The sequence below is a fragment of the Vasconcelosia minhoensis LEGE 07310 genome (assembly GCF_015207255.1).
In the GTDB taxonomy this organism is placed as follows: Bacteria; Cyanobacteriota; Cyanobacteriia; order Phormidesmidales; family Phormidesmidaceae; genus Vasconcelosia; species Vasconcelosia minhoensis.
Genome location: NZ_JADEXG010000030.1, coordinates 25,771 through 50,107, shown reverse-complemented (window position 1 = coordinate 50,107; position 24,337 = coordinate 25,771). Strand labels below are relative to the sequence as shown.

Here is a 24,337-nt window from a genome sequence, read left to right as displayed (position 1 = left end):
ATCCTATCTGCTCAGGTTTGCTAAGGTTTGACTATAATCCCGCGCTGATGTTTGAACCCTTCAGAAAAATTCCAGTCCCTGGAGTAACCCATGTTGAAAAACATTGTCGCTGTTCAGCCTTTAAAGGATTATTGTCTGCACCTCACTTTCGAAGATGGCATTGAGGGCATCGTTAATATTCAAAAATTGGTTAAATTTACTGGCATTTTTGAGCCTTTGAAGGTATCTGCCTACTTTGCCCAGGTCACCGTCAACCCTGACCTGGGTACCGTCTGCTGGCCTAATCATGCCGACCTCGACCCCGACGTGCTTTGTTCCCTCATTGCTAAACAGCCCTTACCTCGCTATGACGCCAGCTACACCCAGCCCCTTTAAACTGCTGACGCTGGCCGACTATCTGGCCTATGACGATGGCACCGATACCCGCTATGAGCTGGTGAACGGTGAGCTAGTAGCAATGCCGACTGAGTCGCCTGAGAACTGCAAGCTGGCTAAGCTGCTGATGCTGGAGCTGGCAAAGTATGTCCCCATCGTGCTGATTAATCTTAAAGATCTAGAGATCGCCGTCAGTGGCAGAAGAGCAAAGGTGCGTCTGCCCGACTTGACTGTTCTGAGTGAAGCGGGCTATGCCGCCCTAGCAGGTCAGCGCAGAAATACGATTACCTACGATATGCCGCCGCCGGTTTTGGTGGTGGAAGTGGTTTCTCCAGGGCAGGAAAATCGCGACCGCGACTACCGTCACAAGCGTACCGAATACGCTGCCCGAGGAATCACAGAATATTGGATTGTCGGTCCAGAAATGCAGCAGACCACACTATGCCTATGGGTAAATGGCCAATACGAAGATACCGTTTACACCGAAAGCACGCCAATCAAATCGACAATTATTCCTGACTTCACCTTAAGCACCGCTCAAATTCTAGCATTGAGACAACTACCGGAATCACTAACATGACCACCACAACGCAGATCATACATTGCGAACCTATCAATCCTATCAATTAGGAGAGATTGAGTTTGTTCTCTGACCTGTAAAAAAAGCTGGTTACGCGGCCAATGATGAGATTGGGGGCAACTGGGCCAAATTTGCGGCTGTCTTGGGCGGTTAGCTCAGAGGCGTTATCGCTAACTAGATAGTAGCTGCCGTCGTAGAAAACGTCCTGGACTCGCTTAATCAGCTTGAGGTTGGGCTGGAAAGGGTGATGCGCGATCGCAATATCCCCCGGCTTCAGCGACTGTCGGGCCTGCCAACTGGGGTCTACAAACACCTTATCCCCTGGCTTCAGGGTCGGCTGCATGGACTCGTTGAATATGGTGAACAGGCGGCGGCGGCCTAGCAGCCAGAGGGCGTATTCAGTAAAGCTAGCGGGGGGAATGGACATACAAGCAAAAATCCCGCAGGGCGGTGAGCGCTGCGGGATGGGGGTGCGATCGCGATTATCTAGCTAGCGGTATACCAGGAAACATCCCGTTCTTTGGTGGCCCAGAAGATATTGTGGATCTTCTGCACCGATTCCATCAGCTCCTGGGCGTGCTGCGTGCTGACCTCAACCTTGCAGGAGGAGCAGAGCTTTGCTGTCTTCCAGAAGGTGTCATGCAGGTCGGGATACTTTTCCAAGTGAACCGGCTTGAAATAGTCCGTCCAGAGGATTAGCACCTCGTCCTTAGTAATCTGCGCCTGCTCCTCTTTAATCGCGATGTAGCGCGACATGGTATTTTCGTAAGTCACCATAGCCGCCTGATCGCCCGACGCTGGCGGCTCCAAATCCATAATTTTTTTGGTCATGGAGAGGACGGCTTCAGCGGCAATCCGAGCCGAGGACGGGTCGTACACACCACAGGGACCATCGCAGTGCGCGTGGACAGCCGGGGCAGGCAGCCACGCCTTAAGGTTTGAGATTGCTTGTTCTAGCATAGTTATGGGCATAGTCATCAATTGAATTTTGCTCTTATAGCGTGAATGTATCAAGTTTAAAAGGTTTGAAGCCAGGTTTCAATCGTCCAGTATACCGATTCTTTCTCTAGCCGTGACTTTAGAGCAGATGGGGCAAGTTTGCTCTACTCAGCCGCTATGGCAGTCGCCGCTTTGGGCAGACTGCCATAGCGGGTGCCGTTCAGTAAAGTTTTCTTCAGGCTGAAAATTCTATAAAACCTCCAGGCTCAATGCAAACTGAACCAACGCGTAAGTCTAAACGAGCTGGCCGGCCGAGGCGTTTGCTGCTCCTGCCGCTGGCTCTGCTGACCACCCATTGCAGCCTCTTTTCAGCTGGGGCCAATCCCCGCGCCAGCCTGCCGCCCTGCGTCGATGATGACTGCGACTGTGGCGACCTGATTAGCCAGCCGCTGGCCCAGGCGGTGCTCGACGCCGTTCGCGGTGACCCCTACGGCCTAGATCGAGACGGCAACGGCAGAGCCTGCGAAGCGCTACCGCTGGCGACACGGCCGTTGGAACCGCTGACCTACGTTTCGCCCAGCTCGCATCTGGCGCTGGGCAATCCCAGCCACGCGGGCAAAACCTACGTTGGCAACTATCTGATCGAGCGAGAGCAGTATGTGCTGGCCTATGATCGCGATCGCGCTTCCCTGATCTGGGCCAGCTGGCTGGTCAACCGCAGCTGGCTAGGCCAAACCGACCGCCAGGATGACTTCCGCCCCGACAGCGGCCTGCCCAAGGAATTCCCACCCGTCCTGCCCACGGCCTATCGCGGTTCTGGCTACGATCGCGGTCATATGGTGCCGTCGGGAGATCGCACCCGCAGCCCCCAGGACAACTCCGCCACCTTTCTCATGTCTAACGTCTTTCCGCAAACCGCAGATAACAATCGTGGTCCCTGGAAAGAGCTGGAAGAATATTCCCGGCAGCGGGTTCGGGAAGGCAAGTCGCTCTATGTCATCGGCGGCGTTTATGGCGAGCGGGGTAAAGTGGGCGAGGTGACCGTACCGGGTCGGATTTGGAAAGTGATTGTGGTGCTGGATTCGCCAACGGCTAGCGTCAGTGGCATCACCGATCGAACAGAGGTGATTGCGGTGGATATGCCCAATCGCGATCGCGTAGACGCCAGCTGGCAAACCTACCAGACCACCGTTGACCGGATTGAAATCGCCACCGGTTACGACCTGCTATCCTCAGTGCCAGTCGAAATTCAGGCCATAATCGAGGCTAAAATCTGCGGTTAACTCTTCAATGGTTGACCAATGGGGAAAGGATTGCAGCTAGGCTTGACTATCGGTTTGGCTGGTCAAAAAATCCAATTTCTCAAGCAGCCTTAACCCTTCATTTGGATCTCCAATCGCAGCCATGGCTTTAAAGCGGGTAAACGCATCAAATTCTGCCAGCGCAATCGTAGAAAGCTCCTCAATCAGCTTATTGACGCTGATCCCCCTGCTTTGGGCAAATTCCTTCAATCTCTCATGCTTATCATCGGGCAAACGAACGGTCAAAGTCGCCATAGCGGTCATCTCCTCAGAACTTCTTCTGGTTTTAGAATTATCAAGTTGGGAAACAGCAGCTCAGAATTTTGAAAATATTTGACATTGTTAGTAGCAATCATTTGAGCGTTGCCAGCCACTGCTAACTCAATTAGATGATTGTCGGCTTCGTCTCTCAGGTTGGGTCTCCAGGTGTAGTAGATAGAAATCCATTTGCTAACGCTCATCAGGGACTGGAGCAGAATCCGTATCTCAGTTTGGGTTAAAGGGCATCGAGCAAGTACCCGGTCTCTTCCTATAACCGATTCATATTCGCTAAACAGGGCATTTCCCATTAAAGGTTGATAATCACCCATGAAGCAGCGCCGAATCAGTGCCCGACTCGGACCACTCGGGCCAATTAGCGCACTGATAATAACGCTAGTATCGATGACGAGCTTATTCGGCATACCGCTATGATAGCGTATGCGCTACCATAAATTGCTTCAGCGGCGTTATTGACCGGACAGAGGTGATTGCGGTGGATATGCCCAATCGCGATCGCAGATAACGGCCCCGGTATGCCCCAGGCCGTCATCGACAAACTTTTCAATCCCTTCTTTACCACCAAACCCGTGGGCAAAGGTACCGGTATCGGCATGTCGATCAGCCATCAAATTGTGGTTGAAAGGCACCAGGGCAAGCTGGAATGCCGCTCGCAGCTGGGGGCAGGCACGGAATTTTTAATTCAGATTCCGATCCAGCAGCCCAGCGACGCGCCCACGGGGGAAGGGAAAGGGTCTGTATCCAATTCGGGGGCAACCAGGGTTGAGCCGATCGCGGTTCCTAGCCCGGGCTAGTCATTCGCCAGGGTTTCAATCGTCAGCACCTGCGGCGGAGTCGCGTCCGGCGGGTAGAGAAACTGCACCTGCACCAGACTGCGATCGCCGGGCTCCAGCTCAAGCTGTACTAAGGGTTCTCCCTGCTGCCCGCGATTTTGGACCAGGTGGGTGTAGCTAGCCCGAGGGCGACCGTCCCGATCTTGGTAGATAAACAGCACCGTACCCCGAAAGAACACGCGCGATTCGGGCGATTCTAAAAACTGGAGCTCGCCACGCAGCGTTTCATTTTGCAGCGGCGTCTGTACCGAGAGCGATACCGTTTGAGTTTGCTCGCTATCGTTGTAGAGCGGCAGCCTCAGGTCGTATTCAATCCCGTAGTTGCCGTTGGCCCGGTAGGCGGTATCGGCGTAGCGGGCCAGCATCGGCGCGCTCTGGATCTGGCCGGTGCCAAAGGTATTGCGCTCTAGCGTACTCAAGACGTAAGACAGGCGATCGCCCACTGCCGGAATCGTCAGCCGACTGTCGCCAGGATCGGTGAGGGTAGCATTCCAGCTGGAGCCCTGGGCCACGCCCGCGACGCGACCGTAGAGAAATGGGTCAGCGCTGGAGCCGGGTGGGGTGGGGGCGCGATCGCGCGGACCCGCTAGTCCACCCCGCACCAGCAGCGTCTGCCATTCCTGAAGCGTTGGCACCCGCTCTTCACCGTCTTCCCCAAGGGGCGCGTACATCGCCAGACTGGCCACATAGAGCGGGCCGTTACTGGACAGCCGCATTAACGTGGAGCGACCGTTGATCCGGGGTTCGCTGCTAGCCGCCTTGGATGCCGTCGGCAGTAGCGGACTCCCTGGCGGCAGCGTCCCATCCGTCGCGACGCTCAGCCGCCGCAGGGGAATCGGCACATTCATCAGCAGCCGATTCTGCCCCGGCGGAATCTCGATCTGGGCAGGCCAGCTCGCCTGTCGCCGGTCCCGCAGAATATCGTTCATCAGGCGGCTGCCCGGCCCGGCAAATCGAGTACTGGCCAGATTTGACTCGACCGAGGCTAGCTCCTGCCAGGGCGCATCCTGACTGAGGTAGCTCGCCGCCTCTCGCAGGGTCAGCGTTACGGGCTGGCGGCTGGGGTTATGGACAATGATCCCTTGAAACATCGTCCGCATATCGGTGGGCGACTGTCCCTGTACGACGTGGTGCGAAAACAGGTCAAATCGACCGTTGAAGGCATAGTCCAGGTGAGCCGAGGGCTCGGATTTGCCGCGCCGAGGAAAGGTGGACAGTAAGATGCCTTCCGTCCCAATTCGCTCTGGGCTATTGTCATTAAACACCGGTACCTGATCGAGCCCGCCCGGCAGCGGACGCACCTCCTGCGGCTGGGTCACCAGCTGACGCTGAGCCAGCACTAGCGGCCGAGTGGGGGGCAGGGGCAGGTTGGGCGCTTGCCATAGGAGTGACAGCAGCAAAAACATAGGGCAACTTGAATCAGCAAACCGTTTCTCAACATAACACTGAGACGACGCTGACTCAGCAAACCTTAGGCGTAGCTGTGCCGGTTTTAAGACTGACCGCTGGAATAGCCCACAATTTTGGTAATAATGACTATAATTAAAAGGCAAACATTTAAGCGCTGATACAATAAAGGTAAGACGCCGTGTTTACAACTGCCCCCAGACCCACCCAGCCGACTGCGCTGCCAAAAGACCTATTTGCAGCTGTCGAACAGCTTAAAAAAGACCTGAACGCGGTCATTTTAGCCCATTATTACCAGGAACCAGAGATCCAGGATGTGGCTGACTATATTGGCGACTCGCTGGGGCTTTCGCAGCAGGCGGCGGCGACCGATGCGGATGTGATCGTGTTTGCCGGGGTTCACTTTATGGCTGAAACCGCCAAAATACTGAATCCCCATAAGCTGGTGCTGCTGCCCGACCTGGAGGCCGGCTGCTCCCTGGCAGAAAGCTGTCCGCCAGCGGCCTTCGCAAAGTTTAAGGCGGCCCATCCCGACCACTTCGTGATTTCCTACATCAACTGCACGGCGGAGATCAAGGCGATGAGCGACCTGATTTGCACCAGTTCCAATGCGGTTAAGCTAGTGAATCAGCTTCCCCCCGAGCAGCCGATTATCTTTGCCCCCGACCGCAACTTAGGTCGCTACGTCATGGCCCAGACCGGTCGCGACATGGTGCTCTGGCAGGGCAGCTGCATCGTGCATGAAACGTTTTCTGAGAAAAAGATTCTTCAGCTCAAAATGGAGTATCCCCAGGCTGAAATTATTGCCCATCCTGAATGCGAAGCGCCAGTCCTGCGCCACGCTAGCTTTGTCGGGTCAACCACAGCGCTGCTCAAGCATGTGCAGCAGAGCAGCTGTAATCAGTTCATCGTCGTGACCGAGCCAGGCATCATTCACCAAATGGAGAAGCAGGTCCCCGAGAAGCTATTCATTCCCGCCCCGCCGATGAACAACTGCGCCTGCAACGAGTGCCCCCACATGCGGCTGAATACGCTAGAAAAGCTCTACCTAGCAATGAAAAACCGCAGTCCTGAGATTACCCTGCCTGCTGAGGTTCAGACTGCGGCCCTGCGGCCTATTCAGAAGATGCTGGAGATGAGTGCGGCATAGCGGCTCACTTGAGGATAAGTACCGGACAGTGGGACAGGCGGAAGATGAGGTCAGCCGCGATCGCTTTCGTATCGTCCGTAATTTCCATACTGGGTTCAATCATTCACCCTATACTTTTGAATGAACGTCAATCCTCAATGAAACATCAATAAAAAATAGGAGTGAAAGAGACGGTTATGGCTGATGTAAAGATTGCGGTGGCAGACAATGGTCCTTTTCGGATTACGGGCGATGTTTCCATCGTCGATGCTGAAGGAGGAGAGTTCCCGGCAGAGCAAAAGGTGATTGCGCTTTGTCGCTGTGGTGCCTCTGAGAATCAGCCCTTCTGTACAGGCAATCACAAGCAGATTGACTTTCAGTCTGCGCCTAGGGCTTCGGAAGCCTCTTAGCAAGTCATCGGTGCAATGTTGAATCTGTCCAGGCTGAATTACCTTTTCTAAGGCTTAGGCGCTTCCGGAGCCTCCTCTGGAAGGGATCGCTGATTTTGCTGGTCGCGATCGCGCTTGACATGGCCATCGGCCGCAGCCTCTATCATCCCCTAGGTTATCTATATCGGCTGATCAGCTGGGGGCTATGTCAGCATTTTTCTCAACGGAGCCGCTATCTCGGTAAGCCCTCATCTAGGGAGACTCCAGCCGGTTCAAGATATCCGCCGGCCCCAGGGCCGTGGTGCAGTTTTGGAAAGATCGGAAAAATGATGAGTTTGGCCTTCTCAACCCGCGTAGTCAGGGGCGGCGGCGACAAAGCCACAAATGCTATGTTCCCAAAAAGGCTTTCGAGGTGTTCTTGTATCGCAGCGCTATTTTAACCAAGCCCTCAGTTTGTTCTGCACCCGACTCGAGATCGTTTTTCGATAGTATTTTCCTTTGTTGGTGTGGGGAAATGGCTGAGCTGGAATCGGTTTATCCAAGAACTCACAGAGCTCTTTCCAACCATCACCCTTGCCCCAGTTGACGACTAGCAAGCTATCCGAACGGTCGCGAAAATAATCTGTAACTTCATCATTGTGACGCCTATATCGCTGAATCATCGCTTCCCTTGAGACCTGAGGAAAGGGGAGGCCATAGAGAATTCGGCGGATCTCATTCAGCTCTTCCGACTCACCCCCCTGATTTGCCAACATGTTTTTATAGCTTCGAATCCACTGGTCAGGTTCTCGTTGGGTCAAAATAAATCGGCTGCCGGGAAACGCCTGATCGAGTTCTTTATAGAGGATAATCCAAGGCCAGTCTTCAAATGTTTCTTTTTCCTGTGCTAACGCCATGATTCTTGATAAGTCAGGCTTAGCGAGATCTTTGGCTAATCCCAGATTCTGGCTTTGATGATCAAAGCCTAATATTTCAAAACATTTGCCCAGGGTCGAAGTCCCAGTCTTAGCCCAGCCGATCCCAAAAACCTTGCTCATATGCTCCTTTAACTGATTCAAGTTGATTGATTTTCAGACAATTTGCGGTGTGAAAGCTTCTGATCTTATGGTTCGCTCAAAATAATTTGAGATTCAGAAATACCACGAAAGCAATGGCTTTCCGGTCTATTGACAAATGTTCTAACCCATGAGTCTTCTCTTGCCATATGGCGTCTCAGGAAGTCATGAGGAAAATGTAATCAACTTTACGCTACATGTGGCGTTTTCAGAATTTAGCGAACCACTAAAATAAATAAGCGAACCATGAGTCTGATAGCTGCAAAAAGCGCGATCGCATTGACAACAGGATCAGGCTGCAATCGGGCCTGTATCTTTCAGCTAGCCGCTAGTTTAGCGAAAGTACTGACGAAAGTCTTCATCCCGATCGCTCAGGCGAACCCAGCTAGCGCCCTGCTGACGCAGCCAGTCAGTCAGGCGCGCACAGGCCGGGCGTTCGGTAGCATAGTGACCAGCGTCTACTAAGATGAGGCCGCGATCTCGCCCCTCCTGAAACTGGTGAAACTTGCAGTCTGAGGTGAGGTAGACCTGAGCCCCAGTTGTGCTGACGGCTGAGAGAAAGCTAGCCCCAGAGCCCCCCAGGACTGCGACCCGGCGAATGGTCTGCTGTAGATTCGCGGTAGGGGAATAAAGCAAAGTAGGCGGTTCTAGCTTCGCTTGAATCTGAGATAAAAGCTGCCGTAGCGAACAGGGGTTAGGCAAATCTCCGACTCGGCCATAGCCCCGCCCGGTCTCGGTGGGGACCACGGGTTCAGGCTGCTGGAGCTGTAGCAACTGGGCCAGGACATCCGCCGTCCCGTCGGCAACCTGGTCAAAATTGGTATGGGCGCTATAGACGCCAATGCCGTGGGTGAGGCCGAGTCGCACCATATCCCCCACCGGGTCACCCGCCGTCACCGACTTGAGGGGATGAAATATCAGCGGATGGTGAGCAAAGATCAGGTTCACAGGATGCCCCTGCTGCTTTAGCTGAATCGCCTCAGCCATCACCGCCAGTGTCGGCGTTAGGCAGACCAGTACTCCAGGCAGCTGGTCTAAAATACCGGGCTCAATCTGCCAGCCGCAGTTGTCCCACTTTTCCTGCCAGTCTGGGTGCGCCCAGACTTCAAAGCTGGCGATTAGCTCGGCGATAGTCATAGAGGCAACGGCTCCGAATCGGTGGTCTACAATCAATTTAGGAAATTTGTAGCGCTTAAGTAAATGGTTGCCGCCGTTGAGCCCTCTGGGATTCTATCCACAAATTCGTTAGAAGCCTGGCTGGACCGTCCGCCTGTTGGTACTGAGTGGGTAGACGGCGAAATGATTGAAAATCAAGGCATGACCCTCAAGCACAGCAAAATTCAGAGCCGGTTGAGCACATTGTGGCGAAACTACGTAGATGAAAACGGGCTTGGGGGCGAGGTCTATACGGAGGTACCCTGCCGTACTGTTGACCGGGGCCGTTCGCCAGATGTGGCCTATCTGACACCTGACTTACTGGCGCAGCATGGTGACGCTAAAGTGCTGATGCAGAGTTTTCCACTGATTGCTGAAATTGTCTCTCCTACGGATTTTGCTGAAGATTTGCTGACCAAGTCCCAGGAATATCTGGCTTCAGGCAGCGAAGAAGTTTGGCTGGTCTTTCCAGAAAATCGCTGGGTTGTTATCGTCACGGCAGACCGTCAGGAAGTCATCGTCGCAGGCGGTACGGCAGCGACTCAAAAGGTTCTATTGGGGTTCAGCGTCTTGGTCGATAAGCTAGTGGACTAGCGCCCATTTGATATTGCCATAGCCGATTCCTCAGGCAAAATGGCACAATAGGAAACTGTCCATCCGTCCACTAACGCCCAGGACTTGCCATGACTGCTCTGCGCCGCTACCACATTACGACCTTTGGCTGCCAAATGAACAAGGCAGACTCCGAGCGGATGGGGGGCATTCTAGACGATATGGGCCTGGTCTGGACCGAAGACCCCAACCAGGCCGATCTGGTTCTTTACAATACCTGCACCATTCGCGACAACGCCGAGCAGAAGGTTTACTCTTACTTGGGACGGCAGGCTAAACGCAAGCACGAACAGCCCGACCTGACCCTCGTCGTCGCAGGCTGCGTGGCCCAGCAGGAGGGTGAAGCCCTGCTGCGCCGCGTCCCCGAATTAGATTTGGTAATGGGTCCGCAGCATGCCAACCGGCTAGGGGAGCTGCTGGAGCAGGTGTTTAGCGGTACCCAGGTAGTCGCGACCGAGCCGATCGAGATTATTGAAGACATCACCAAGCCGCGTCGGGATAGCGAAGTGACGGCTTGGGTCAACGTGATCTATGGCTGCAATGAGCGCTGTACCTACTGTGTTGTGCCGGGTGTGCGTGGCGTCGAGCAGTCCCGGGAGCCGACTGCGATTCGGTCAGAAATGGCAGCAATAGGACAGCAGGGCTATCGCGAGGTGACGCTGCTGGGTCAGAACATTGACGCCTATGGCCGCGACCTGCCTGGAATTGACGCCTCTGGGCGGCGGCAGAATACCCTGACCGACCTGCTTTACTTCGTCCACGACGTACCAGGAATTGAGCGCATTCGCTTTGCCACTAGCCACCCGCGCTATTTCACCGAGCGGCTGATTCAGGCCTGCGCCGAGCTGCCTAAGCTCTGTGAGCATTTCCATATCCCCTTCCAGTCGGGCGATAATGCGGTGCTCAAGGCGATGGCCCGGGGCTACACCCATGAAAAATATCGCCGCATTATCGACACCATCCGCCGCTACATGCCGGATGCATCGATCAGCGCCGATGCGATTGTCGGCTTCCCGGGCGAAACCGAAGCCCAGTTTCAGAACACGCTGCGGCTCGTGGCCGATATCGGCTTTGACCTGCTCAACACGGCAGCCTATTCGCCCCGACCGGGGACCCCGGCAGCGCTCTGGCCCGACCAGCTAGATGAGGAAGTTAAAAAGGACCGGCTGCAGCGGCTCAATCATCTGGTGTCGCAGCAGGCTGAAGCGCGATCGCAGCGCTACCAAAACCGAATTGAAGAGGTACTGGTCGAAGCGATCAATCCCAAAGACCCCACCCAGGTCATGGGCCGCACCCGCGGCAATCGGCTCACTTTTTTTGAAGGCGATATCAGCCAGCTCAAAGGTCAGCTCGTGCCGGTCCAGGTAACCGAGACCAGAGCCTTCAGCCTAACCGCAGTGCCGCTGCTCTCTCCAGTCGTAGCCTGAGCCAAATATTCCATCACCCGATCACTCGATTACTCCTAACGCCTACAGCGACACCTCGCGAACACCCGATCACCCCGTCACTCCCCCACCCCTACCGCTGCTGGGTAATTTTCTGGAGCGCAATCTGGACAAAACTGTTGGCGACGTCAATGTCACTATCGTGGGCAGCGAATACCACGACTCGGCTGGACGGATTGCGGGTCCCCGGGTTGTCGTAGCAGACGATGCGAAAAGAGCCATCCTCGAAAAAGCCGGTGCGGTAGGTATCGCCCCGTTCGGTTGGAATTGCGAGCTCTGCCATAAAGTCATCGGTCCGAGACAGGCAGCTGTTCATATCGGCGCGGATTGTGGCATCTCCGCTGGAGATCTCAGGCGAAGCCATCGCTGGTAGCGTCACCGCTGATAGGCCAACGCTAATTAGACTGCAAGTCAGGTGTTGAGTCAGTTTTGTCATAGGGCTCACCGAGTAGAGGTCGCGATTGGCCAGCTCACATTATAGCTTTTGGCTTTCACGATCCCATAGGTATTCTGACCTATACAGATTCGCTAGTACAAAGTCATTCTGGGGGGGGATGAAGTCGCATTGGTTCTCTGATGAAGTGGCTATAGGAGTTCCTACTCATTCTTTTAATCAGAGGATTTTATTGTGGACGATAAGCCCGCCAAGTGGATCGAGTACTTAGCTCGATTCGGCTATGCAGCTAAGGGGGTCATCTATATTACCATCGGCCTTTTATCGGCTCGAGCGGCCTTTGGTTCGGAGGGCAAGGTGATCGGTTCTAAGGGCGCAGTTAGGACGATCGCAGCGCAACCCTTTGGGCAAGTCCTGCTGGTGATTTTATCAATTGGGCTGATTGGCTATGTGATTTGGCGCTTTACCCAGGCGATTAAAGACCCCGAGCATCGCGGCAATGACGCCTCCGACATAGTCCGGCGGATCGCTTATGCAATTAGCGGCTTAGTCTACGGGGCTTTAGCGGTGTTTGCGATCGGGCTTTTAATCGGGTCGGGCGGCGGACAGGGTGGCGGTAGCTCATCTCAAAGCATCACTTCCCAGGTTCTCTCCTACCCGTTTGGGAGGTGGCTCGTCGGAACGGTAGGTGCGCTGTTCATTGGCCTCGCCTTCTACTACTTTTATCGGGCCATTAAGGCGAAGTTCCGCAAGCGCTTTAAGCTCCACGAGATGAGCCAGAAGGAAGAAGCGATCGCGACCTGGATTGGTCGGTTCGGGGTTGCCGCCCGCGGGGTCGTCTACATCGTCATTGGCGGCTTCCTGATTCAGGCAGCCAGAACCTATGATCCTAGCAAAGTGCGCACTTCAGAAGGAGCGCTGCAATCGCTGCAGGGCAGTTCTTTCCTACCTTGGATGTTCGGTATTGTGGCGCTGGGCCTGATTGCCTACGGCATTCACATGGGTTTCCAGGCTCGCTACCGACGGATTAATCCTGAGAATTAGCCAGACTGACGTTTCTGGGAACGGCGGACATAGCCTAGACCGCGCTCCATCGCAATCACTACCGTCAGCAGCCACAGGCCACCTAGCGCTAGCCCGGCGATGATGTCGCTGGTCCAGTGCGTGCCTAAAATTAGCCGGGCCATGCTGATCAGGCCAATCCAAACCAGGCTGAAGCTCAGGGCAATGAAGCGCTCTAGCCAGCTGCGAGAGGTGCGCAGCCACAGATAAAAGAGAAAGCCATAGGTGGCCATGACGACGGTGGCATGGCCCGAAGGAAAGGAATGCAGACCCGGCGCGGCTAGCCCATCGGCAATCAGGTCCGGGCGATCGCGGTCCCACATGCCCCAGCTAATCCACACCAGCGCAAACTGCAGGACATAGGCGGCGACGGCGCTGGCGGCAATCAGCGGATTGGCAAACCAGGCTGTCAGCGCCGTAAAGGTCAAAATCATCGGCAGCATCCCGACCAGGTTGCCGGGCGACTCCCAGGTGACCCCCTTGGCAAAGGTCATCGGAAAGCGCTCCGTGATTGCAATCAGCGTCTGCCGGTCCCAGTCCTGTAGCCATGGGTCTTGCCAGCCCATCGCCAGCCGAGTCGTGGCGTAGGTCAGCAGGGCTAAAATGCCCAGGCCAATCGCCAGCGTTCCGCCCCAGCGCCGCCAGGCTTCAGCGGGTATCTGCTGGCTTTTTTGCCAGAAGCGATGCGCGATCGCGCTTATACCAGCCGGAACGACGGATCGAGATTTACCCACAGCTAAGGACACCGTTAAAGGACGTTTCCCCAATGTGCGGTAAGATTTTGCCCTTTGGCAACCCCTTAAATATGGGTTTTATCTAAACTTGAACTCGATTCATCCGGCTGAGAAAGGCTTGCAGTCGCTCGCTCTGGGGATGTTTCAGCACCTGTCGCGGGTCGCCTTCTTCTTCGACCTGGCCCTGATTCAGAAACATCACCCGGCTAGCCACTTCACGGGCAAACTGCATCTCGTGGGTAACCACGACCATGGTCATGCCTTCCTCAGCCAGGTTTTGCATCACCAGCAGCACTTCGCCAACCAGTTCGGGGTCGAGGGCGCTAGTCGGCTCATCAAATAGGATAATCTCGGGCTGCATACAGAGGGAACGCGCGATCGCGACCCGCTGCTTTTGCCCGCCCGAAAGCTGGTCAGGATAGGCATGGGCCTTTTCGCTCAGGCCGACCTTATCTAAATAAAAGCGCGCGGTTTCTTTACTTTCTTTCTCAGACTGATTGAGCACCTTGCGCGGAGCTAGGCAGAGATTATCAATCACTGACATGTGGGGAAACAGGTTGAATTGCTGAAACACCATCCCGACTTTAGCCCGCAGCTGAATCAGTCGTTTGCGGCTGATTTTGGGCTTAGAAAGATCGATGCCGTTGACCACCAGCTCGCCGCCGTTGATTCCCTCCAGCCGGTTGAAGCAGCGCAGCAGCGTGCTTTTGCCACAGCCCGATGAGCCAATAATGGCAACCACTTCGCCCCGATGGATCTGACCGTTGATGCCGCGCAGGACCTTGAGCTCACCAAAGCGCTTCTGCAAATTGGCACATAAAATTGCGGGCATATCGTCGGCCATGGCAGTGACAGCGCCGGGGCGTCCCCAGCAGAGAGGCTATTTCAGCCAGCCTATCACCCCCAGCCAACGGAAAAAGTGCCTAGGCGATCAAACTTTTGCTGTACTTATCTGTAAACTAACTTATCTCTAACCTGAAGTTTATGATTAGGTTAAGGTGCATATTGTTGGCCTATCTGACCGTGTTTTGGAGTTTCCATGATTAAGATCACCCGTGCCCGGTTCTTGAAGCATTCTGCGTTAGGGTTTGGTGCAGCTCTGCTCCTGGCGGCCTGCGGCGGTGAGGAACCCGCCGCTACCTCTGACGACTCGGCGGCTAGTGACCCAGCCACGGCAGAAACCGCGAGTGGCGATACCTGGACGGTAGGCACCGAGCCGGCCTTTCCACCCTTCGAATCTCAGGACGCCGACGGTGAGCTAGAGGGCTTTGATATCGACATTATGCGGGCGATTGGCGAGCAGGCCGGGGCCGAGGTGGAATTCAGCAGCCTGCCCTTCGATGGCCTGATCCCGGCGCTGCAGAATGGTTCAGTGGACGCTGCGATTAGCGCTATGACAATTACTGAAGAGCGGGCTCAGACGGTAGACTTTTCCCGGCCCTACTTCAAAGCGGGATTAGCGATCGCGGTCGAAGAAGAAAATACCGAAATCCAGTCCTTTGAAGATCTTCAGAATAAACGGATTGCGGTTCAGCTCGGTACGACCGGGGCTGAAGAAGCCACCAAGATTGAAGGGGCTGAGATCAGCCAGTTTGACTCTGCTCCCCTGGCATTGCAGGAGCTAGCCAATGGCAACGTCGATGCCGTCATTAACGACGCCCCGGTTACGCTAGACGCGATTAACAGCGGCAACATCTCTGGGCTCAAAGTGGTCGGCGAGCTGCTGACCGAAGAATACTACGGCATCGCCCTCCCCCAGGGTTCTGAAAACGTAGAGGCTGTCAACGCGGCGCTGGGGGAAATCATCGAAAATGGCACCTACGCTGAAATTTACCAAAAGTGGTTTGGCAGCGAACCCTCCGGAGAGCTGCCCGAGTCGGTCGATGCGGCGCTGTAGTGCTCTTTCAAGTAGCGTTCTTTCTATCAGTGGCGGCCTGAGCTTACCCCCTGCGAGCTGCCCACCGCTTTGTCCTCAATTCTCTGACCTGCCGTGGCCCAATCACTCGGATATATCATCGACGCGCTGCCGACGCTGCTCAAAGGCGCGCTGATTACGCTCCAGCTCACCGCAGTCTCCGTTATTCTGGGCATGATTGGTGGGACGCTGCTAGGCATTGCCCGGCTGTCACCGATCATGCCGCTGCGGTGGCTATCGCGTATTTATATCGACTTTTTTCGCGGCACGCCGCTGCTGGTGCAGATCTTTCTGATCTATTTCGGGCTGCCCGCGCTAGTCCAGTCGCTGGGGGTTTCTTTTACCTTTGACCGCTGGACGGCGGCAATTTTAGCGCTCAGCCTCAACTCTGCCGCTTACCTGGCCGAAATCGTCCGGGCTGGCATTCAGTCGATTGAGCAAGGCCAGCGGGAAGCATCAGAATCACTCGGTTTGGGGCCTAACCAAACGATGCGCTACATCATTTTGCCGCAGGCGTTTCGTCGCATGATCCCGCCGCTGGGCAATGAATTTATCACCCTGCTCAAAGACACTAGCCTAGTCGCGATCATTGGCTTTGAAGAACTCTTCCGCCGGGGCCAGCTCACCGTTGCGACCAACTACCGGGCGTTTGAAATCTATATCACCGTAGCGCTGATCTATCTCGTCCTGAATACGATTTCATCCCAAGCGTTTAGCTGGCTAGAGCGCTGGATGGACCCCACCGAGCAGGCTAAAAAACGCGCCAAGCAGCAGGCTAAGCAAACCGATCGGGCTGTCGCGTAGAGATCGACTCTGGGTAAGTAGTCGAACAAAACTAATTGCACATTTTTTACAAAGAAGAGCCTGATGTCATGCCGAGCCTGTCGAGGCATCTATCCCAGAAGCGTCAGTGGTTAAGAGATTCCTCGCTATGCTCGGAATGACAATTCCTTCTATGTAAATTTCAATGCTTAGGTACTTAATAGGCTCCTGTTCGAATGGCACAAAGCTTTCCAAAGGTTAAAATTATTGCCGTCGGCAAGGTCAAGAAAGCCTGGCTCAGGTCGGGGATAGCGGTCTATACCCAGCGCCTACCGGAAGTCGAAATTGTCGAAATCAAAGACGCTGACCCAGAACGCGAAGCTGCCAAGCTGCAAAGCCTGCTGCAGGCTCAAGACATGCTCATCCTGATGGCTGAGGAAGGCCAGTCTTTTAACTCCATTCAACTGGCCAAATGGCTGGGACAGCAGGCTTCCGGTAGGCTAACCTTCTTCATCGGCGGCCCAGCAGGCATCAGTCCATCGCTCAAGCAGCAAACCCGTCAGCAAATCAGCCTGTCCGCCATGACTTTCCCCCACGAGCTGGCCCGCCTGATGCTGCTGGAGCAGCTCTACCGCGCCAAAACCATCCTCCAGGGCAGCCGCTATCATAAGTAACTGTAGCTATTCTAATAAAGTCGAAAAAATTTCAGTCAATGAGTGGAATTGGGCGTAATGTCATTCCTGACTCCAGACATTTTTCAAAACACTTACCTAATACGCCACAAGTCCTAAGGCTACTAAGACGTAGGCAATCTGCTCACATCTTTAGCGATAAAGAAACAATGTTTCAGGTTGCTCGAGCTATCTTAGAAAAAGGCGAATACACAGGCACTATTCGCGGCTACGAGCGCTATGGCTTATTCTTTTCCCAGCCAATTGGTTTTAGGCTGGATCCTAGTGGCTCTAGAATTCCGCTGTTTTATGGTGAGGTAAAAATTGATGCCAACGACCGATACCACCCAATCCCCCGGACTCGACCGAGTGAAGGATAGCTGGAGCTCTCTCGAGGTTTGGCTTGATCCAACGCTGTCGCCTCCATATATCTTGCTGCTGTTGAGTGATCAAGTAGGAAATTGGCACATCTTCGACCCTGCTGAAAAATATAGATTGATTAAGAGCTGCCAAAATTATGATGAAGCAAGGCTTTGGCTCTTAGAGGATGAGTATGAGCTGCTAGAGGGGCGTATCTCTAGCGCCGACATTTATTAAAATACACGTGGTATATAAGTGATTCTATGTGGCTACTAGGGGCAGAATTCGGTCATCGTAATCACCGCGATCGCTCATAGCTGATTCGGATCAATCCCGAGTTCGCGCAGCCTGGCAAAAGCGCGATCGCGTTCCTGCTGGGCCTGATTGCGCTCTTGCTGGGCCTGGTTACGCTCCTGCTGAGCCTGGTTGCGTTCCTGCTGGGCCTGGTTGCGTTCCTGCTGAGCCTGATTGCGCTCCTGCTGAGCCTGGTTGCGTTCTTCAATGTATTCCTCGGGTTCCTTGAACCTCTCGCCGTTTGGGTGAAAGATAGCCAGGCCGTCATCGTATAGCTCAAACCGAATTTTGAGTATCGGCGATGTCCAGGGAAAATTAAGCGGCGTGATGACAGACAAGTCTTGCGCTTGATGGTCCCGCACATATCCCCAGAAATCATAGGAGTCTGGGTCATAGAAGTACATCTCCAGAACCCCATACTGACCATAGAATGCCTGTTTTGCGAACATTTCGCGGGCACTATTGCTAGGGGAAAGCACTTCGAAAACCACCTGCGGCGCAACGTTATCTTCTTCCCACTGTTTGTAGCTACCTCGGTCTCCAGCAGGACGCCCCAGCACGACCATTGCATCGGGCGCTTGGGCAGGCACGGGTGGGGCTTCAACCTTGACCGGATACCAGAGCAAATCTCCCGCGACAAAGGCGGTTTGGTCTTTCAAGAGCCGTTTTAGATTAGTCACCAGACGGACAATCCAGCGATACTGAACTGTATTCTCGGCCATCGGTTTACCGTCTGAGTCAGGGTATAAAACCTGAGCAGGTGTTTGAACCATGGGTATTGCCCTGGGAATTGCAGTTGAACCTAATTTTATCGAATTGTCCAGGCATTTCTTATCGCTTTTACCAAGCTAGCCAGACCGGCAAACTCCAGCACCCTTGCGATCGCGCGCTCAATTACAGTAATGAAGTACAACGAGGGCAGATCAATCTATTCACTTAAACGCTATGCTGTATCGAAATAACGCTGAAGGATACATCGCGATTAGCCAGCCCTCCCACGCTTGGCTGGCGGGTCAAATTGCAAGAGCCTGGGGAAACTCAGAATTTGGCTCCTTCGAGCCTTGGGAAGAGGTCTGCCTGGGCGCAGAAGTGCACGATATTGGCTGGCTGCCATGGGAAGCTTCGCCAACGCTAAATCCTCAGACCGGTCGTCCACACAATTTTACCGAAGTGCCTGTCAAAGCCCACACTGCGCTTTGGTCTGCTGGCGTCCAGATGGCACTGGCGCTGGGGCACTACCCAGCCCTGCTCGTTTCGCTCCATGGCGTCGGGATCTATCAGCAGTTCAACAATGAGCAAGCTTCAGCAGAAGCCGCTCAAACGGTTGACAGGTTCATTTCTCAGCAGCAAGCACTCCAGTCTGAATTACTCAAAACATTACGACAGGATGCTCGCTATGCCGCATTCTGTCAGCCTAAGATTGTGGAACGCAATCGGCAGATCGTTCGGGTCGCAGATCGTCTATCCCTAGCGATTTGCATGGAAGTCAAAGCAGCATTCACTCTAGAAAATGTGCCTACGGCTAACGGAAAAACTGTTCTCAAGCTTGAGCCAATGGATAATACCAGTCGGCTCGTCGTATCCCCTTGGCCGTTCAAGGCAGGCGAGGTGAGCTTAGTCTGTGAAGGCCGTCATCTCTCTGGTTCGTTTACCGATGAGCAAGTCATGCAGGAGACTTTGCGACAGGCTCCTAGAGCGACCGTTGAGGCGACTTTGTACCCAGCATAGAGAGGGGGTAGCAAGTGATTATGCAAACATTCATGTATTTCATCTCGAAAGCTTAGGTTCTACGATCTCCGGAAAGCTTTGGAAATTGCGTCTGACCCAGTCCATTCCGACCTCATTGTTGAGTTTAATTTTTTGAGGCGAGTCGGGATAGAGCTTGCCCAGAATGTCGGCATCCTGATCGACAACAACTTTACTAAGCTTGAGATAGGTGTTGCCAAACAGTTTAAATGCCGGATGCCTGGCCTGACCAAATAGCAGAACATAAGTTCGAGTGCGGTTTTCAGCTTCGGGCACAAAGAGATGGCACTGCGCAGCTTTGCCTAGCGGCATTTCTCCATGAAAAATAACCAGAGACGGGAAATGGTTTTCTAAGTGGGCCTTAATCGTTTGAGGCAGTAGAAATAAATCCGGTTTCTTAAGTTTCTCCATCAGACGGTAAGGAGCAGTCGGCATGTCATAGAAGGCGTGAGAATGGTGGCCCTCATCAATGAACTGATGAAACTGCACTTCTGTAATCCGAAACAGGTCCCGATGGGTACCGTTCTGATGATTGTAGTCGTGCATATTCAGCAGCATGGTGAGCAAGTCTGTCTCAACGCTTCTGTCTGCGGTATGGCCGATAAACGAGTAGGTCTGAGCAATCTCATTCAGCACGCTTGGAATAGGGATTCTGGGCTCGTATTCTCCATAGGACCAGATGAAGTCTCCTTGGATTGCTAGTTTCAAAGGCTTCAGCTGAGGCAGCGTTTTTTTGCTCGTCCCAGGTAAAATGGTACAGCCTGAAGCATCAAACTCCAGCGCGTGGAAGGGACAGACCACGGTAGACTGATCGGCTTGGGGCTGGCACCATCCCTCAGACAGCATCGCACCCATATGGGGACAGGCGTTGGGCAAGGCATGGACCGACCCAGCGGGCGTTTTCCACATCACGTAGTCCTTACCCTGCAAAGCAACCTTGTGGGGCTGATTCACCGCCAGCATGGACTTGTGCCCTAGAAGCCAGGGCACACCGGGAAGCATAGACTGCATCGCAAACCTCCGCCAGCGATCGCGCTGTAAAATTATGAAAGATCCGTCGCATTCCTAAAATATGACAGACCATTCGCATTTGTCAAGAACGCTCCGCCGTCAGCCCAAACAGCAGCGGGGGAAAAAACGAGTTGAAAAAATTTTAGACGCGGCGGCGACTGTATTTGACCAAGTGGGTTACGAGGCCGCGACGACCCATCAGATCGCAGCACAGGCCGGGACCGCCGTTGGCTCGCTTTATCAGTATTTCCTGGATAAAGCCGCCATATTCAAGGCAATGGAGCTACGGCATACTGAACGGGTTAAAGCCTTTTGGGCACAGATGAGCACGCCGGAAATTATTCAGCTACCGCTGCGCCAAATGATCCACGCCCTTGTCACAGCAGCGGCTGAGCTGTTTGAGCAGCCCGTATCGCGGATTGTGTTTGTACAGTTCTATACGGCCCGCGAGATCTTTCAATCAATTGATGAAAGCATGACTCAGGAAGCAATCGATTTTTTGGCTAGCCTTCTACACCAGAGGAACTTAGCTTTGAGTGAGGCGCGGTGTAGTCTGTTAGCGGAAGTCTGCGTTCACAGTAGCAATGCCGTCATCCTATCTGCGCTGCGCAATCCTGACTTAGCCCATCGCCAGCAGCTGATGCATCAAATTGAAGACCTGCTGGTTTCATATTTGGGGCCGCATATTGGGGATAGCCGCGTAGAAAATGTAATGAATGTAATGATATGTCCTCACTGTCAGTCTAGTCAGGTGAATAAAAACGGCTTCCGCCGGGGCAAGCAGTGCTATCTATGTAAGGATTGTGGCAAGCAGTTTCTTGAAACGGTCTGTCCTGGCTAAACATGATTATTACCTCCCTGCTGCTCGGCCTTATCGGTGCGGCAGCTTTTCTAGCTGCCGTCAGAGCGTTACCCCAGAAATTATCCGTGATGGCCGCTGGACTCATCGTTGCGGCACTGCTCTACGTTGGATTTGCTATAGCTGGCGGCGCTGGCGCAGCACGGATAGCGCTAGAAGCTGTCGGAGTGGGTATTTATGGTCTGCTAGCCCTGATAGGACTGCGGTATTCGGCCTGGTGGCTGATGCTGGGCTGGCTGCTGCATCCAGTCTGGGATGTGGGACTGCATTTTTTGAAGCAGGGTGCAGCCTATGCTCCAGTTTGGTATGTCCTGGCCTGCGTCAGCTTCGATTTGCTTGTGGCCGCCTACATTACTTGGAGCACCGTCAGAGGCAGTCAGTTTAGAACAGATAGAGTTACGGATTGATAAACAGATTGTTCAAAGCTGTCCATCAAGAATACTTTCACAATTGATATCTAATTTAACTGCTCGTGACGCCCCCAAACCCCCAAATTTGGGGACTTTGAGCCTGGCCTCCAAATCTTTCAAGAGTCTATGTGGTTTTTGGGAGCAACAATTTGCAGGGGATCGATAGTCATGAATGCCGAAGCCGAATGTCAGCTTACTTTTCGGAATGCTTTAGGTGTCATTCCAGTCTGCTGGCGAAACCATTTGCCCAGATGACTATGGCTGCTAAATCCGCAGGTCAGGGCAATCTCAGCTATGGTCAACTTTGTTGTTTTAAGCAGCTGCTTGGCCTCTTCAACCCTTTGCTGAAGCACATACTGGTATGGGGATACCCCCGTTGACTGTTTGAAGAGCCGACTGAAGTGAAACTGACTGAGTCCCAATTGCTGAGCCAAGTCAGAGAGCTGAATATTGTCCGATAGGCGATCGCGGATATAGTCCGTAATTTGCAGCAGCTGATAATCGGTCAGGCCGCCTTCATATAGCGCGATGCTCGGTTGTTGTGCCGTATAGCTTCTGAGCAGATGAACCGCTAGCATGTTAGTCAGCGACTCGACATAGAGCTGCCCTGCTGCCCCACCGTTGCGCAGCTCGGTCAGGAGCATGGTCCCAATTTGCTCCAGGTGAGGATTTCTGGTTTGAAACTTTGGCACTAGCTCCACGCGACCTGATGCCTCTTCATTTTGCGCAACCTGGTCTAGAAACTTAGATGCAATCCGGATGCGCAGATACTGATCGCACTGATCCCACTGGCTGAATAGAGATAGCTGAGCTGGCGTAACGGTCATATCCCCTTTTGTAGACAGGCTAATGTGCGTGCGAACGCTAACCTTTTGAAACAGCTTTAAGGGGCGGTGACTGAGCGCTAGACAGAGCGTGTGCTCAGTTGCGCTTTGATAGTGCTCTTCGCCTGGTGGCTGACAAAACTCTTCTACTAAAATATTCTTCCAGCCACAGGCTTGACTAGAAACGACTGGAGGCTGCAGCCCACGGTTAGAGAATTGACCGGTTTTGCTGAGAGGTTCTGCGGCTGACGGCATGGATGGACCTTTCTCGTCTGACTTTGCTGACTGAATCTTAGCGCAGTCTGACCGGGGAAAACTCACAGCAAGATGCTGATAGTTCAGCAATGTTTGAGTAGTCTAAATCTGCTACTTGATGGAACATAGACAGTGTTTAACGGCGGGCATAGTGGCAACAGTGATGCATTCAAAAACGGGCATTGAGGTCCAAGCCTTCTTAAAGCTAGCAGTTCCCTTGGCAAGCGCTCAGCTAGCTCAGGCAGCCGTCGGCTTCGTAGATACAATTATGATGGGTCGCTTAGGCACAGAAATTCTAGCAGCCGGTGGACTCGCCTCAGCGGCCTTTCAATTCCTGCTGAATATCGCTAGCGGTTTTGTGATGGCCGTGAGCCCGTTCGTCGCTGAAGCCTATGGGGCGGGTCGTTATAAGCAGATTGAGCAGCTCGCTCGTCAAGGACTCTGGCTATCGCTGTTTTTGAGCCTGCCAATCATGGCCACAATTTATCGGCTAGGCTTTGTTTTGGAAGGGCTAGGCCAGTCTGCGTCGATTGTCGAGCTAGCAGTCCCCTATTTTCACCTGATTGCATGGGGCATCTTTCCGGCTTTAGGCTTTGCTATGCTCAGAGGCTATGTCTCTGCGCTCGCTCAAGCCCACATCGTGACTGTGATTGTGGCTATCGGCACCCTGTTCAACATTGTTGGCAACTATGCTTTAGGATTTGGTCAGTTTGGGTTTCCTCGCTTAGGGCTGGCGGGATTAGGCCTGGCAAGCGGGCTGAGCTACTGGCTGATGTTTCTGATCTTTCTTGCTTACATCTTTCAAGATTCTCAGCTAAAGCGCTACCGTTTTCTACAAGATCTGTATCGACTGAAGCCTAAAATTCTGATGCGGCTGATAGCTACCGGCACTGCGATCGCGACTACCGTTGTTTTAGAATATGGGCTATTCACCATCGTTACCTTTCTCATGGGTCTTTTAGGAACCGCTGTCCTGGCGGCTCACCAGGCCGTTTATCAGACCATGTATTTGCTGTTTACGGTGCCGATGGGGATGTCGTTTGCGGCAACAGTCCGCGTGGGGCAAGCTTTTGGCCAGCAGGACCACTCAAGAATAAGACGTGCCGGGTATGTGGGTATTGTTCTAGTTACAGGATTCATGGTGCTGACCGCGATCGCGTTAGTCATTTATCGTCGTCAGGTAATTGGAATTTATCTAGACGTTCATAACCCGGCTAACGCGCAAATCATAGCAATGGCCATGCCCATGTTGCTCATTTCAGCTCTGGCCCAGATTTTAGATGGGATTCAGCGAGTCGCCCTGGGTGCGCTATACGGCCTTCAGGATACGCGCTTACCTGTACTGCTGAGCGGGGTTGCTTTCTGGGGAATAGGCTTGACCAGTGGATGGTTACTTGGCTTTTTATGGGAGCTAGACGGCGTAGGTCTGCTGATCGGTCAGTCTACTGGGGTTGCCGTCGCCGGACTGCTTTTCGTCTGGCGGTTCCATCGGCTGACTGCCCCAAAGCACTATTTCAGCCGCCGTTAGCGAGCGATTGGAT

The 24,337-nt window shown here is 53.7% G+C and carries 31 protein-coding genes; 18 read left to right on the top strand and 13 right to left on the bottom strand.

Annotation, left to right across the window (positions count from 1 at the left end; all coding sequences use genetic code 11):
- The first annotated feature begins 90 nt into the window (after nt 1-90).
- Complete coding sequence (locus tag IQ241_RS13670) at nt 91-375, top strand: DUF2442 domain-containing protein (protein ID WP_193908045.1); 285 nt, start codon at nt 91-93, stop codon at nt 373-375.
- On the top strand, nt 347-955 hold the full coding sequence (locus IQ241_RS13665; protein ID WP_193908043.1) for a Uma2 family endonuclease: 609 nt from the start codon (nt 347-349) through the stop codon (nt 953-955). The genes IQ241_RS13670 and IQ241_RS13665 overlap by 29 nt, the downstream gene beginning before the upstream one ends.
- A 46-nt stretch (nt 956-1,001) precedes the next feature.
- Here IQ241_RS13665 and sodX read toward each other — a convergent pair whose 3' ends face one another.
- Together sodX and sodN are read right to left on the bottom strand one after the other, a co-directional pair.
- Complete coding sequence (gene sodX / locus IQ241_RS13660; protein WP_193908041.1) at nt 1,002-1,382, bottom strand: nickel-type superoxide dismutase maturation protease; 381 nt, start codon at nt 1,380-1,382, stop codon at nt 1,002-1,004.
- A gap of 59 nt (nt 1,383-1,441) precedes the next feature.
- Nucleotides 1,442-1,915 (bottom strand): superoxide dismutase, Ni, encoded by a 474-nt coding sequence (sodN, locus tag IQ241_RS13655; RefSeq protein ID WP_193908077.1) that lies wholly within the window; start codon nt 1,913-1,915, stop codon nt 1,442-1,444.
- Between the two features lie 248 nt (nt 1,916-2,163).
- Between sodN and IQ241_RS13650 the strand changes: the two genes are divergently transcribed.
- Nucleotides 2,164-3,177, top strand: a complete 1,014-nt coding sequence (locus IQ241_RS13650) for a DNA/RNA non-specific endonuclease (protein ID WP_193908039.1) — start codon at nt 2,164-2,166, stop codon at nt 3,175-3,177.
- A 36-nt stretch (nt 3,178-3,213) separates the two neighbouring features.
- Here the strand turns inward: IQ241_RS13650 and IQ241_RS13645 are convergent, their stop codons facing one another.
- Complete coding sequence (locus IQ241_RS13645; RefSeq protein ID WP_193908036.1) at nt 3,214-3,450, bottom strand: toxin-antitoxin system HicB family antitoxin; 237 nt, start codon at nt 3,448-3,450, stop codon at nt 3,214-3,216.
- 5 nt (nt 3,451-3,455) lie between these two features.
- Entirely contained in the window at nt 3,456-3,878 is a 423-nt protein-coding gene (locus tag IQ241_RS13640) for a putative toxin-antitoxin system toxin component, PIN family (RefSeq protein ID WP_193908034.1), read from the bottom strand.
- Nucleotides 3,879-3,944: 66 nt separating this feature from the next.
- Here IQ241_RS13640 and IQ241_RS13635 point away from each other — a divergent pair, with 66 nt between their 5' ends.
- Nucleotides 3,945-4,268, top strand: coding sequence for a sensor histidine kinase (locus IQ241_RS13635; protein ID WP_228021695.1), 324 nt, complete (start codon nt 3,945-3,947; stop codon nt 4,266-4,268).
- Here the strand turns inward: IQ241_RS13635 and IQ241_RS13630 are convergent.
- Nucleotides 4,265-5,713 (bottom strand): DUF3370 domain-containing protein, encoded by a 1,449-nt coding sequence (locus tag IQ241_RS13630; RefSeq protein ID WP_193908032.1) that lies wholly within the window; start codon nt 5,711-5,713, stop codon nt 4,265-4,267. The genes IQ241_RS13635 and IQ241_RS13630 overlap by 4 nt on opposite strands.
- A gap of 182 nt (nt 5,714-5,895) precedes the next feature.
- Here IQ241_RS13630 and nadA point away from each other — a divergent pair, with 182 nt between their 5' ends.
- Both nadA and IQ241_RS13620 read left to right on the top strand, forming a co-directional pair.
- Nucleotides 5,896-6,864, top strand: a complete 969-nt coding sequence (gene nadA, locus IQ241_RS13625; protein ID WP_193908030.1) for a quinolinate synthase NadA — start codon at nt 5,896-5,898, stop codon at nt 6,862-6,864.
- A gap of 176 nt (nt 6,865-7,040) precedes the next feature.
- The gene (locus tag IQ241_RS13620) at nt 7,041-7,253 is read left to right on the top strand and encodes a CDGSH iron-sulfur domain-containing protein (RefSeq protein WP_193908028.1); all 213 of its coding nucleotides are present in this window, start codon (nt 7,041-7,043) and stop codon (nt 7,251-7,253) included.
- Nucleotides 7,254-7,663: 410 nt separating this feature from the next.
- On the opposite strand, the gene IQ241_RS13615 is transcribed toward IQ241_RS13620, so the two are convergent.
- Both IQ241_RS13615 and IQ241_RS13610 read right to left on the bottom strand, forming a co-directional pair.
- The gene (locus tag IQ241_RS13615) at nt 7,664-8,269 is read right to left on the bottom strand and encodes a sulfotransferase family protein (RefSeq protein WP_193908026.1); all 606 of its coding nucleotides are present in this window, start codon (nt 8,267-8,269) and stop codon (nt 7,664-7,666) included.
- 351 nt (nt 8,270-8,620) lie between these two features.
- Nucleotides 8,621-9,424 (bottom strand): Nif3-like dinuclear metal center hexameric protein, encoded by an 804-nt coding sequence (locus IQ241_RS13610; protein WP_193908023.1) that lies wholly within the window; start codon nt 9,422-9,424, stop codon nt 8,621-8,623.
- A 63-nt stretch (nt 9,425-9,487) separates the two neighbouring features.
- Here IQ241_RS13610 and IQ241_RS13605 point away from each other — a divergent pair, with 63 nt between their 5' ends.
- Complete coding sequence (locus IQ241_RS13605) at nt 9,488-10,036, top strand: Uma2 family endonuclease (RefSeq protein WP_193908013.1); 549 nt, start codon at nt 9,488-9,490, stop codon at nt 10,034-10,036.
- Between the two features lie 89 nt (nt 10,037-10,125).
- Nucleotides 10,126-11,481 (top strand): tRNA (N6-isopentenyl adenosine(37)-C2)-methylthiotransferase MiaB, encoded by a 1,356-nt coding sequence (gene miaB, locus IQ241_RS13600; RefSeq protein WP_193908011.1) that lies wholly within the window; start codon nt 10,126-10,128, stop codon nt 11,479-11,481.
- Between the two features lie 91 nt (nt 11,482-11,572).
- Here miaB and IQ241_RS13595 read toward each other — a convergent pair whose 3' ends face one another.
- On the bottom strand, nt 11,573-11,935 hold the full coding sequence (locus tag IQ241_RS13595) for a hypothetical protein (protein WP_193908009.1): 363 nt from the start codon (nt 11,933-11,935) through the stop codon (nt 11,573-11,575).
- A 192-nt stretch (nt 11,936-12,127) separates the two neighbouring features.
- On the opposite strand from IQ241_RS13595, the gene IQ241_RS26175 reads away from it, so the two are divergent.
- A complete protein-coding gene (locus IQ241_RS26175; RefSeq protein WP_193908007.1) occupies nt 12,128-12,937 on the top strand; it encodes a DUF1206 domain-containing protein in 810 nt (269 codons plus the stop codon).
- On the opposite strand, the gene IQ241_RS13585 is transcribed toward IQ241_RS26175, so the two are convergent.
- Nucleotides 12,934-13,689 carry a phosphatase PAP2 family protein gene (locus IQ241_RS13585; protein WP_322743657.1) on the bottom strand — a complete coding sequence of 252 codons (756 nt, stop codon included), beginning with the start codon at nt 13,687-13,689 and terminating at the stop codon, nt 12,934-12,936. The two genes, IQ241_RS26175 and IQ241_RS13585, sit on opposite strands and share 4 nt — an antisense overlap.
- Before the next feature lie 82 nt (nt 13,690-13,771).
- Complete coding sequence (locus IQ241_RS13580) at nt 13,772-14,533, bottom strand: amino acid ABC transporter ATP-binding protein (RefSeq protein ID WP_193908005.1); 762 nt, start codon at nt 14,531-14,533, stop codon at nt 13,772-13,774.
- Between the two features lie 195 nt (nt 14,534-14,728).
- Between IQ241_RS13580 and IQ241_RS25575 the strand changes: the two genes are divergently transcribed.
- The 5 genes from IQ241_RS25575 to IQ241_RS13565 all read left to right on the top strand — a co-directional run bounded on the left by IQ241_RS25575 (nt 14,729) and on the right by IQ241_RS13565 (nt 17,634).
- Entirely contained in the window at nt 14,729-15,586 is an 858-nt protein-coding gene (locus IQ241_RS25575; protein ID WP_228021693.1) for a basic amino acid ABC transporter substrate-binding protein, read from the top strand.
- A 93-nt stretch (nt 15,587-15,679) separates the two neighbouring features.
- The gene (locus IQ241_RS25570) at nt 15,680-16,408 is read left to right on the top strand and encodes an amino acid ABC transporter permease (RefSeq protein ID WP_322743656.1); all 729 of its coding nucleotides are present in this window, start codon (nt 15,680-15,682) and stop codon (nt 16,406-16,408) included.
- A 194-nt stretch (nt 16,409-16,602) separates the two neighbouring features.
- The gene (locus IQ241_RS13570) at nt 16,603-17,040 is read left to right on the top strand and encodes a 23S rRNA (pseudouridine(1915)-N(3))-methyltransferase RlmH (protein ID WP_193908003.1); all 438 of its coding nucleotides are present in this window, start codon (nt 16,603-16,605) and stop codon (nt 17,038-17,040) included.
- A 38-nt stretch (nt 17,041-17,078) separates the two neighbouring features.
- Nucleotides 17,079-17,417: a DUF6972 family protein gene (locus IQ241_RS26570; RefSeq protein WP_390622457.1), complete on the top strand. Its 339-nt coding sequence runs from the start codon at nt 17,079-17,081 to the stop codon at nt 17,415-17,417.
- On the top strand, nt 17,365-17,634 hold the full coding sequence (locus IQ241_RS13565; protein WP_193908001.1) for a hypothetical protein: 270 nt from the start codon (nt 17,365-17,367) through the stop codon (nt 17,632-17,634). The genes IQ241_RS26570 and IQ241_RS13565 overlap by 53 nt, the downstream gene beginning before the upstream one ends.
- Before the next feature lie 74 nt (nt 17,635-17,708).
- On the opposite strand, the gene IQ241_RS13560 is transcribed toward IQ241_RS13565, so the two are convergent.
- A complete protein-coding gene (locus tag IQ241_RS13560) occupies nt 17,709-18,464 on the bottom strand; it encodes a Uma2 family endonuclease (RefSeq protein WP_193907999.1) in 756 nt (251 codons plus the stop codon).
- A gap of 172 nt (nt 18,465-18,636) precedes the next feature.
- Between IQ241_RS13560 and IQ241_RS13555 the strand changes: the two genes are divergently transcribed.
- Entirely contained in the window at nt 18,637-19,419 is a 783-nt protein-coding gene (locus IQ241_RS13555) for a DUF3891 family protein (RefSeq protein WP_193907997.1), read from the top strand.
- 39 nt (nt 19,420-19,458) lie between these two features.
- Here the strand turns inward: IQ241_RS13555 and IQ241_RS13550 are convergent, their stop codons facing one another.
- A complete protein-coding gene (locus IQ241_RS13550) occupies nt 19,459-20,448 on the bottom strand; it encodes a Rieske 2Fe-2S domain-containing protein (RefSeq protein WP_193907995.1) in 990 nt (329 codons plus the stop codon).
- A gap of 79 nt (nt 20,449-20,527) precedes the next feature.
- Between IQ241_RS13550 and IQ241_RS13545 the strand changes: the two genes are divergently transcribed.
- On the top strand, nt 20,528-21,289 hold the full coding sequence (locus IQ241_RS13545) for a TetR/AcrR family transcriptional regulator (protein WP_390622456.1): 762 nt from the start codon (nt 20,528-20,530) through the stop codon (nt 21,287-21,289).
- A 2-nt stretch (nt 21,290-21,291) separates the two neighbouring features.
- The gene (locus IQ241_RS13540; protein WP_193907984.1) at nt 21,292-21,714 is read left to right on the top strand and encodes a DUF6010 family protein; all 423 of its coding nucleotides are present in this window, start codon (nt 21,292-21,294) and stop codon (nt 21,712-21,714) included.
- A gap of 191 nt (nt 21,715-21,905) precedes the next feature.
- Here IQ241_RS13540 and IQ241_RS13535 read toward each other — a convergent pair whose 3' ends face one another.
- Nucleotides 21,906-22,796, bottom strand: a complete 891-nt coding sequence (locus tag IQ241_RS13535) for a helix-turn-helix domain-containing protein (protein ID WP_193907982.1) — start codon at nt 22,794-22,796, stop codon at nt 21,906-21,908.
- 163 nt (nt 22,797-22,959) lie between these two features.
- Here IQ241_RS13535 and IQ241_RS13530 point away from each other — a divergent pair, with 163 nt between their 5' ends.
- Nucleotides 22,960-24,324 carry an MATE family efflux transporter gene (locus IQ241_RS13530; RefSeq protein WP_193907980.1) on the top strand — a complete coding sequence of 455 codons (1,365 nt, stop codon included), beginning with the start codon at nt 22,960-22,962 and terminating at the stop codon, nt 24,322-24,324.
- Nucleotides 24,325-24,337: the final 13 nt, after the last annotated feature.

Excerpts from the sequence above, each read along its gene's own strand:
- IQ241_RS26570 (WP_390622457.1), top strand. The coding sequence starts at position 17,079 with ATGAGTGGAATTGGGCGTAATGTCATTCCTGACTCCAGACATTTTTCA.
- IQ241_RS13570 (WP_193908003.1), top strand. The coding sequence starts at position 16,603 with ATGGCACAAAGCTTTCCAAAGGTTAAAATTATTGCCGTCGGCAAGGTC.
- IQ241_RS13620 (WP_193908028.1), top strand. The coding sequence starts at position 7,041 with ATGGCTGATGTAAAGATTGCGGTGGCAGACAATGGTCCTTTTCGGATT.
- IQ241_RS13565 (WP_193908001.1), top strand. The coding sequence starts at position 17,365 with ATGCCAACGACCGATACCACCCAATCCCCCGGACTCGACCGAGTGAAG.
- IQ241_RS13615 (WP_193908026.1), bottom strand. The coding sequence starts at position 8,269 with ATGAGCAAGGTTTTTGGGATCGGCTGGGCTAAGACTGGGACTTCGACC.
- IQ241_RS13550 (WP_193907995.1), bottom strand. The coding sequence starts at position 20,448 with ATGCAGTCTATGCTTCCCGGTGTGCCCTGGCTTCTAGGGCACAAGTCC.
- IQ241_RS13605 (WP_193908013.1), top strand. The coding sequence starts at position 9,488 with ATGGTTGCCGCCGTTGAGCCCTCTGGGATTCTATCCACAAATTCGTTA.
- IQ241_RS13560 (WP_193907999.1), bottom strand. The coding sequence starts at position 18,464 with ATGGTTCAAACACCTGCTCAGGTTTTATACCCTGACTCAGACGGTAAA.
- IQ241_RS25575 (WP_228021693.1), top strand. The coding sequence starts at position 14,729 with ATGATTAAGATCACCCGTGCCCGGTTCTTGAAGCATTCTGCGTTAGGG.
- IQ241_RS13595 (WP_193908009.1), bottom strand. The coding sequence starts at position 11,935 with ATGACAAAACTGACTCAACACCTGACTTGCAGTCTAATTAGCGTTGGC.
- IQ241_RS13610 (WP_193908023.1), bottom strand. The coding sequence starts at position 9,424 with ATGACTATCGCCGAGCTAATCGCCAGCTTTGAAGTCTGGGCGCACCCA.
- sodN (WP_193908077.1), bottom strand. The coding sequence starts at position 1,915 with ATGCTAGAACAAGCAATCTCAAACCTTAAGGCGTGGCTGCCTGCCCCG.
- IQ241_RS13645 (WP_193908036.1), bottom strand. The coding sequence starts at position 3,450 with ATGGCGACTTTGACCGTTCGTTTGCCCGATGATAAGCATGAGAGATTG.
- IQ241_RS13665 (WP_193908043.1), top strand. The coding sequence starts at position 347 with ATGACGCCAGCTACACCCAGCCCCTTTAAACTGCTGACGCTGGCCGAC.
- IQ241_RS13650 (WP_193908039.1), top strand. The coding sequence starts at position 2,164 with ATGCAAACTGAACCAACGCGTAAGTCTAAACGAGCTGGCCGGCCGAGG.
- IQ241_RS13540 (WP_193907984.1), top strand. The coding sequence starts at position 21,292 with ATGATTATTACCTCCCTGCTGCTCGGCCTTATCGGTGCGGCAGCTTTT.
- IQ241_RS13580 (WP_193908005.1), bottom strand. The coding sequence starts at position 14,533 with ATGGCCGACGATATGCCCGCAATTTTATGTGCCAATTTGCAGAAGCGC.
- sodX (WP_193908041.1), bottom strand. The coding sequence starts at position 1,382 with ATGTCCATTCCCCCCGCTAGCTTTACTGAATACGCCCTCTGGCTGCTA.
- IQ241_RS13555 (WP_193907997.1), top strand. The coding sequence starts at position 18,637 with ATGCTGTATCGAAATAACGCTGAAGGATACATCGCGATTAGCCAGCCC.
- IQ241_RS13530 (WP_193907980.1), top strand. The coding sequence starts at position 22,960 with ATGCATTCAAAAACGGGCATTGAGGTCCAAGCCTTCTTAAAGCTAGCA.
- IQ241_RS13630 (WP_193908032.1), bottom strand. The coding sequence starts at position 5,713 with ATGTTTTTGCTGCTGTCACTCCTATGGCAAGCGCCCAACCTGCCCCTG.
- IQ241_RS13535 (WP_193907982.1), bottom strand. The coding sequence starts at position 22,796 with ATGCCGTCAGCCGCAGAACCTCTCAGCAAAACCGGTCAATTCTCTAAC.
- IQ241_RS13640 (WP_193908034.1), bottom strand. The coding sequence starts at position 3,878 with ATGCCGAATAAGCTCGTCATCGATACTAGCGTTATTATCAGTGCGCTA.
- IQ241_RS13670 (WP_193908045.1), top strand. The coding sequence starts at position 91 with ATGTTGAAAAACATTGTCGCTGTTCAGCCTTTAAAGGATTATTGTCTG.
- miaB (WP_193908011.1), top strand. The coding sequence starts at position 10,126 with ATGACTGCTCTGCGCCGCTACCACATTACGACCTTTGGCTGCCAAATG.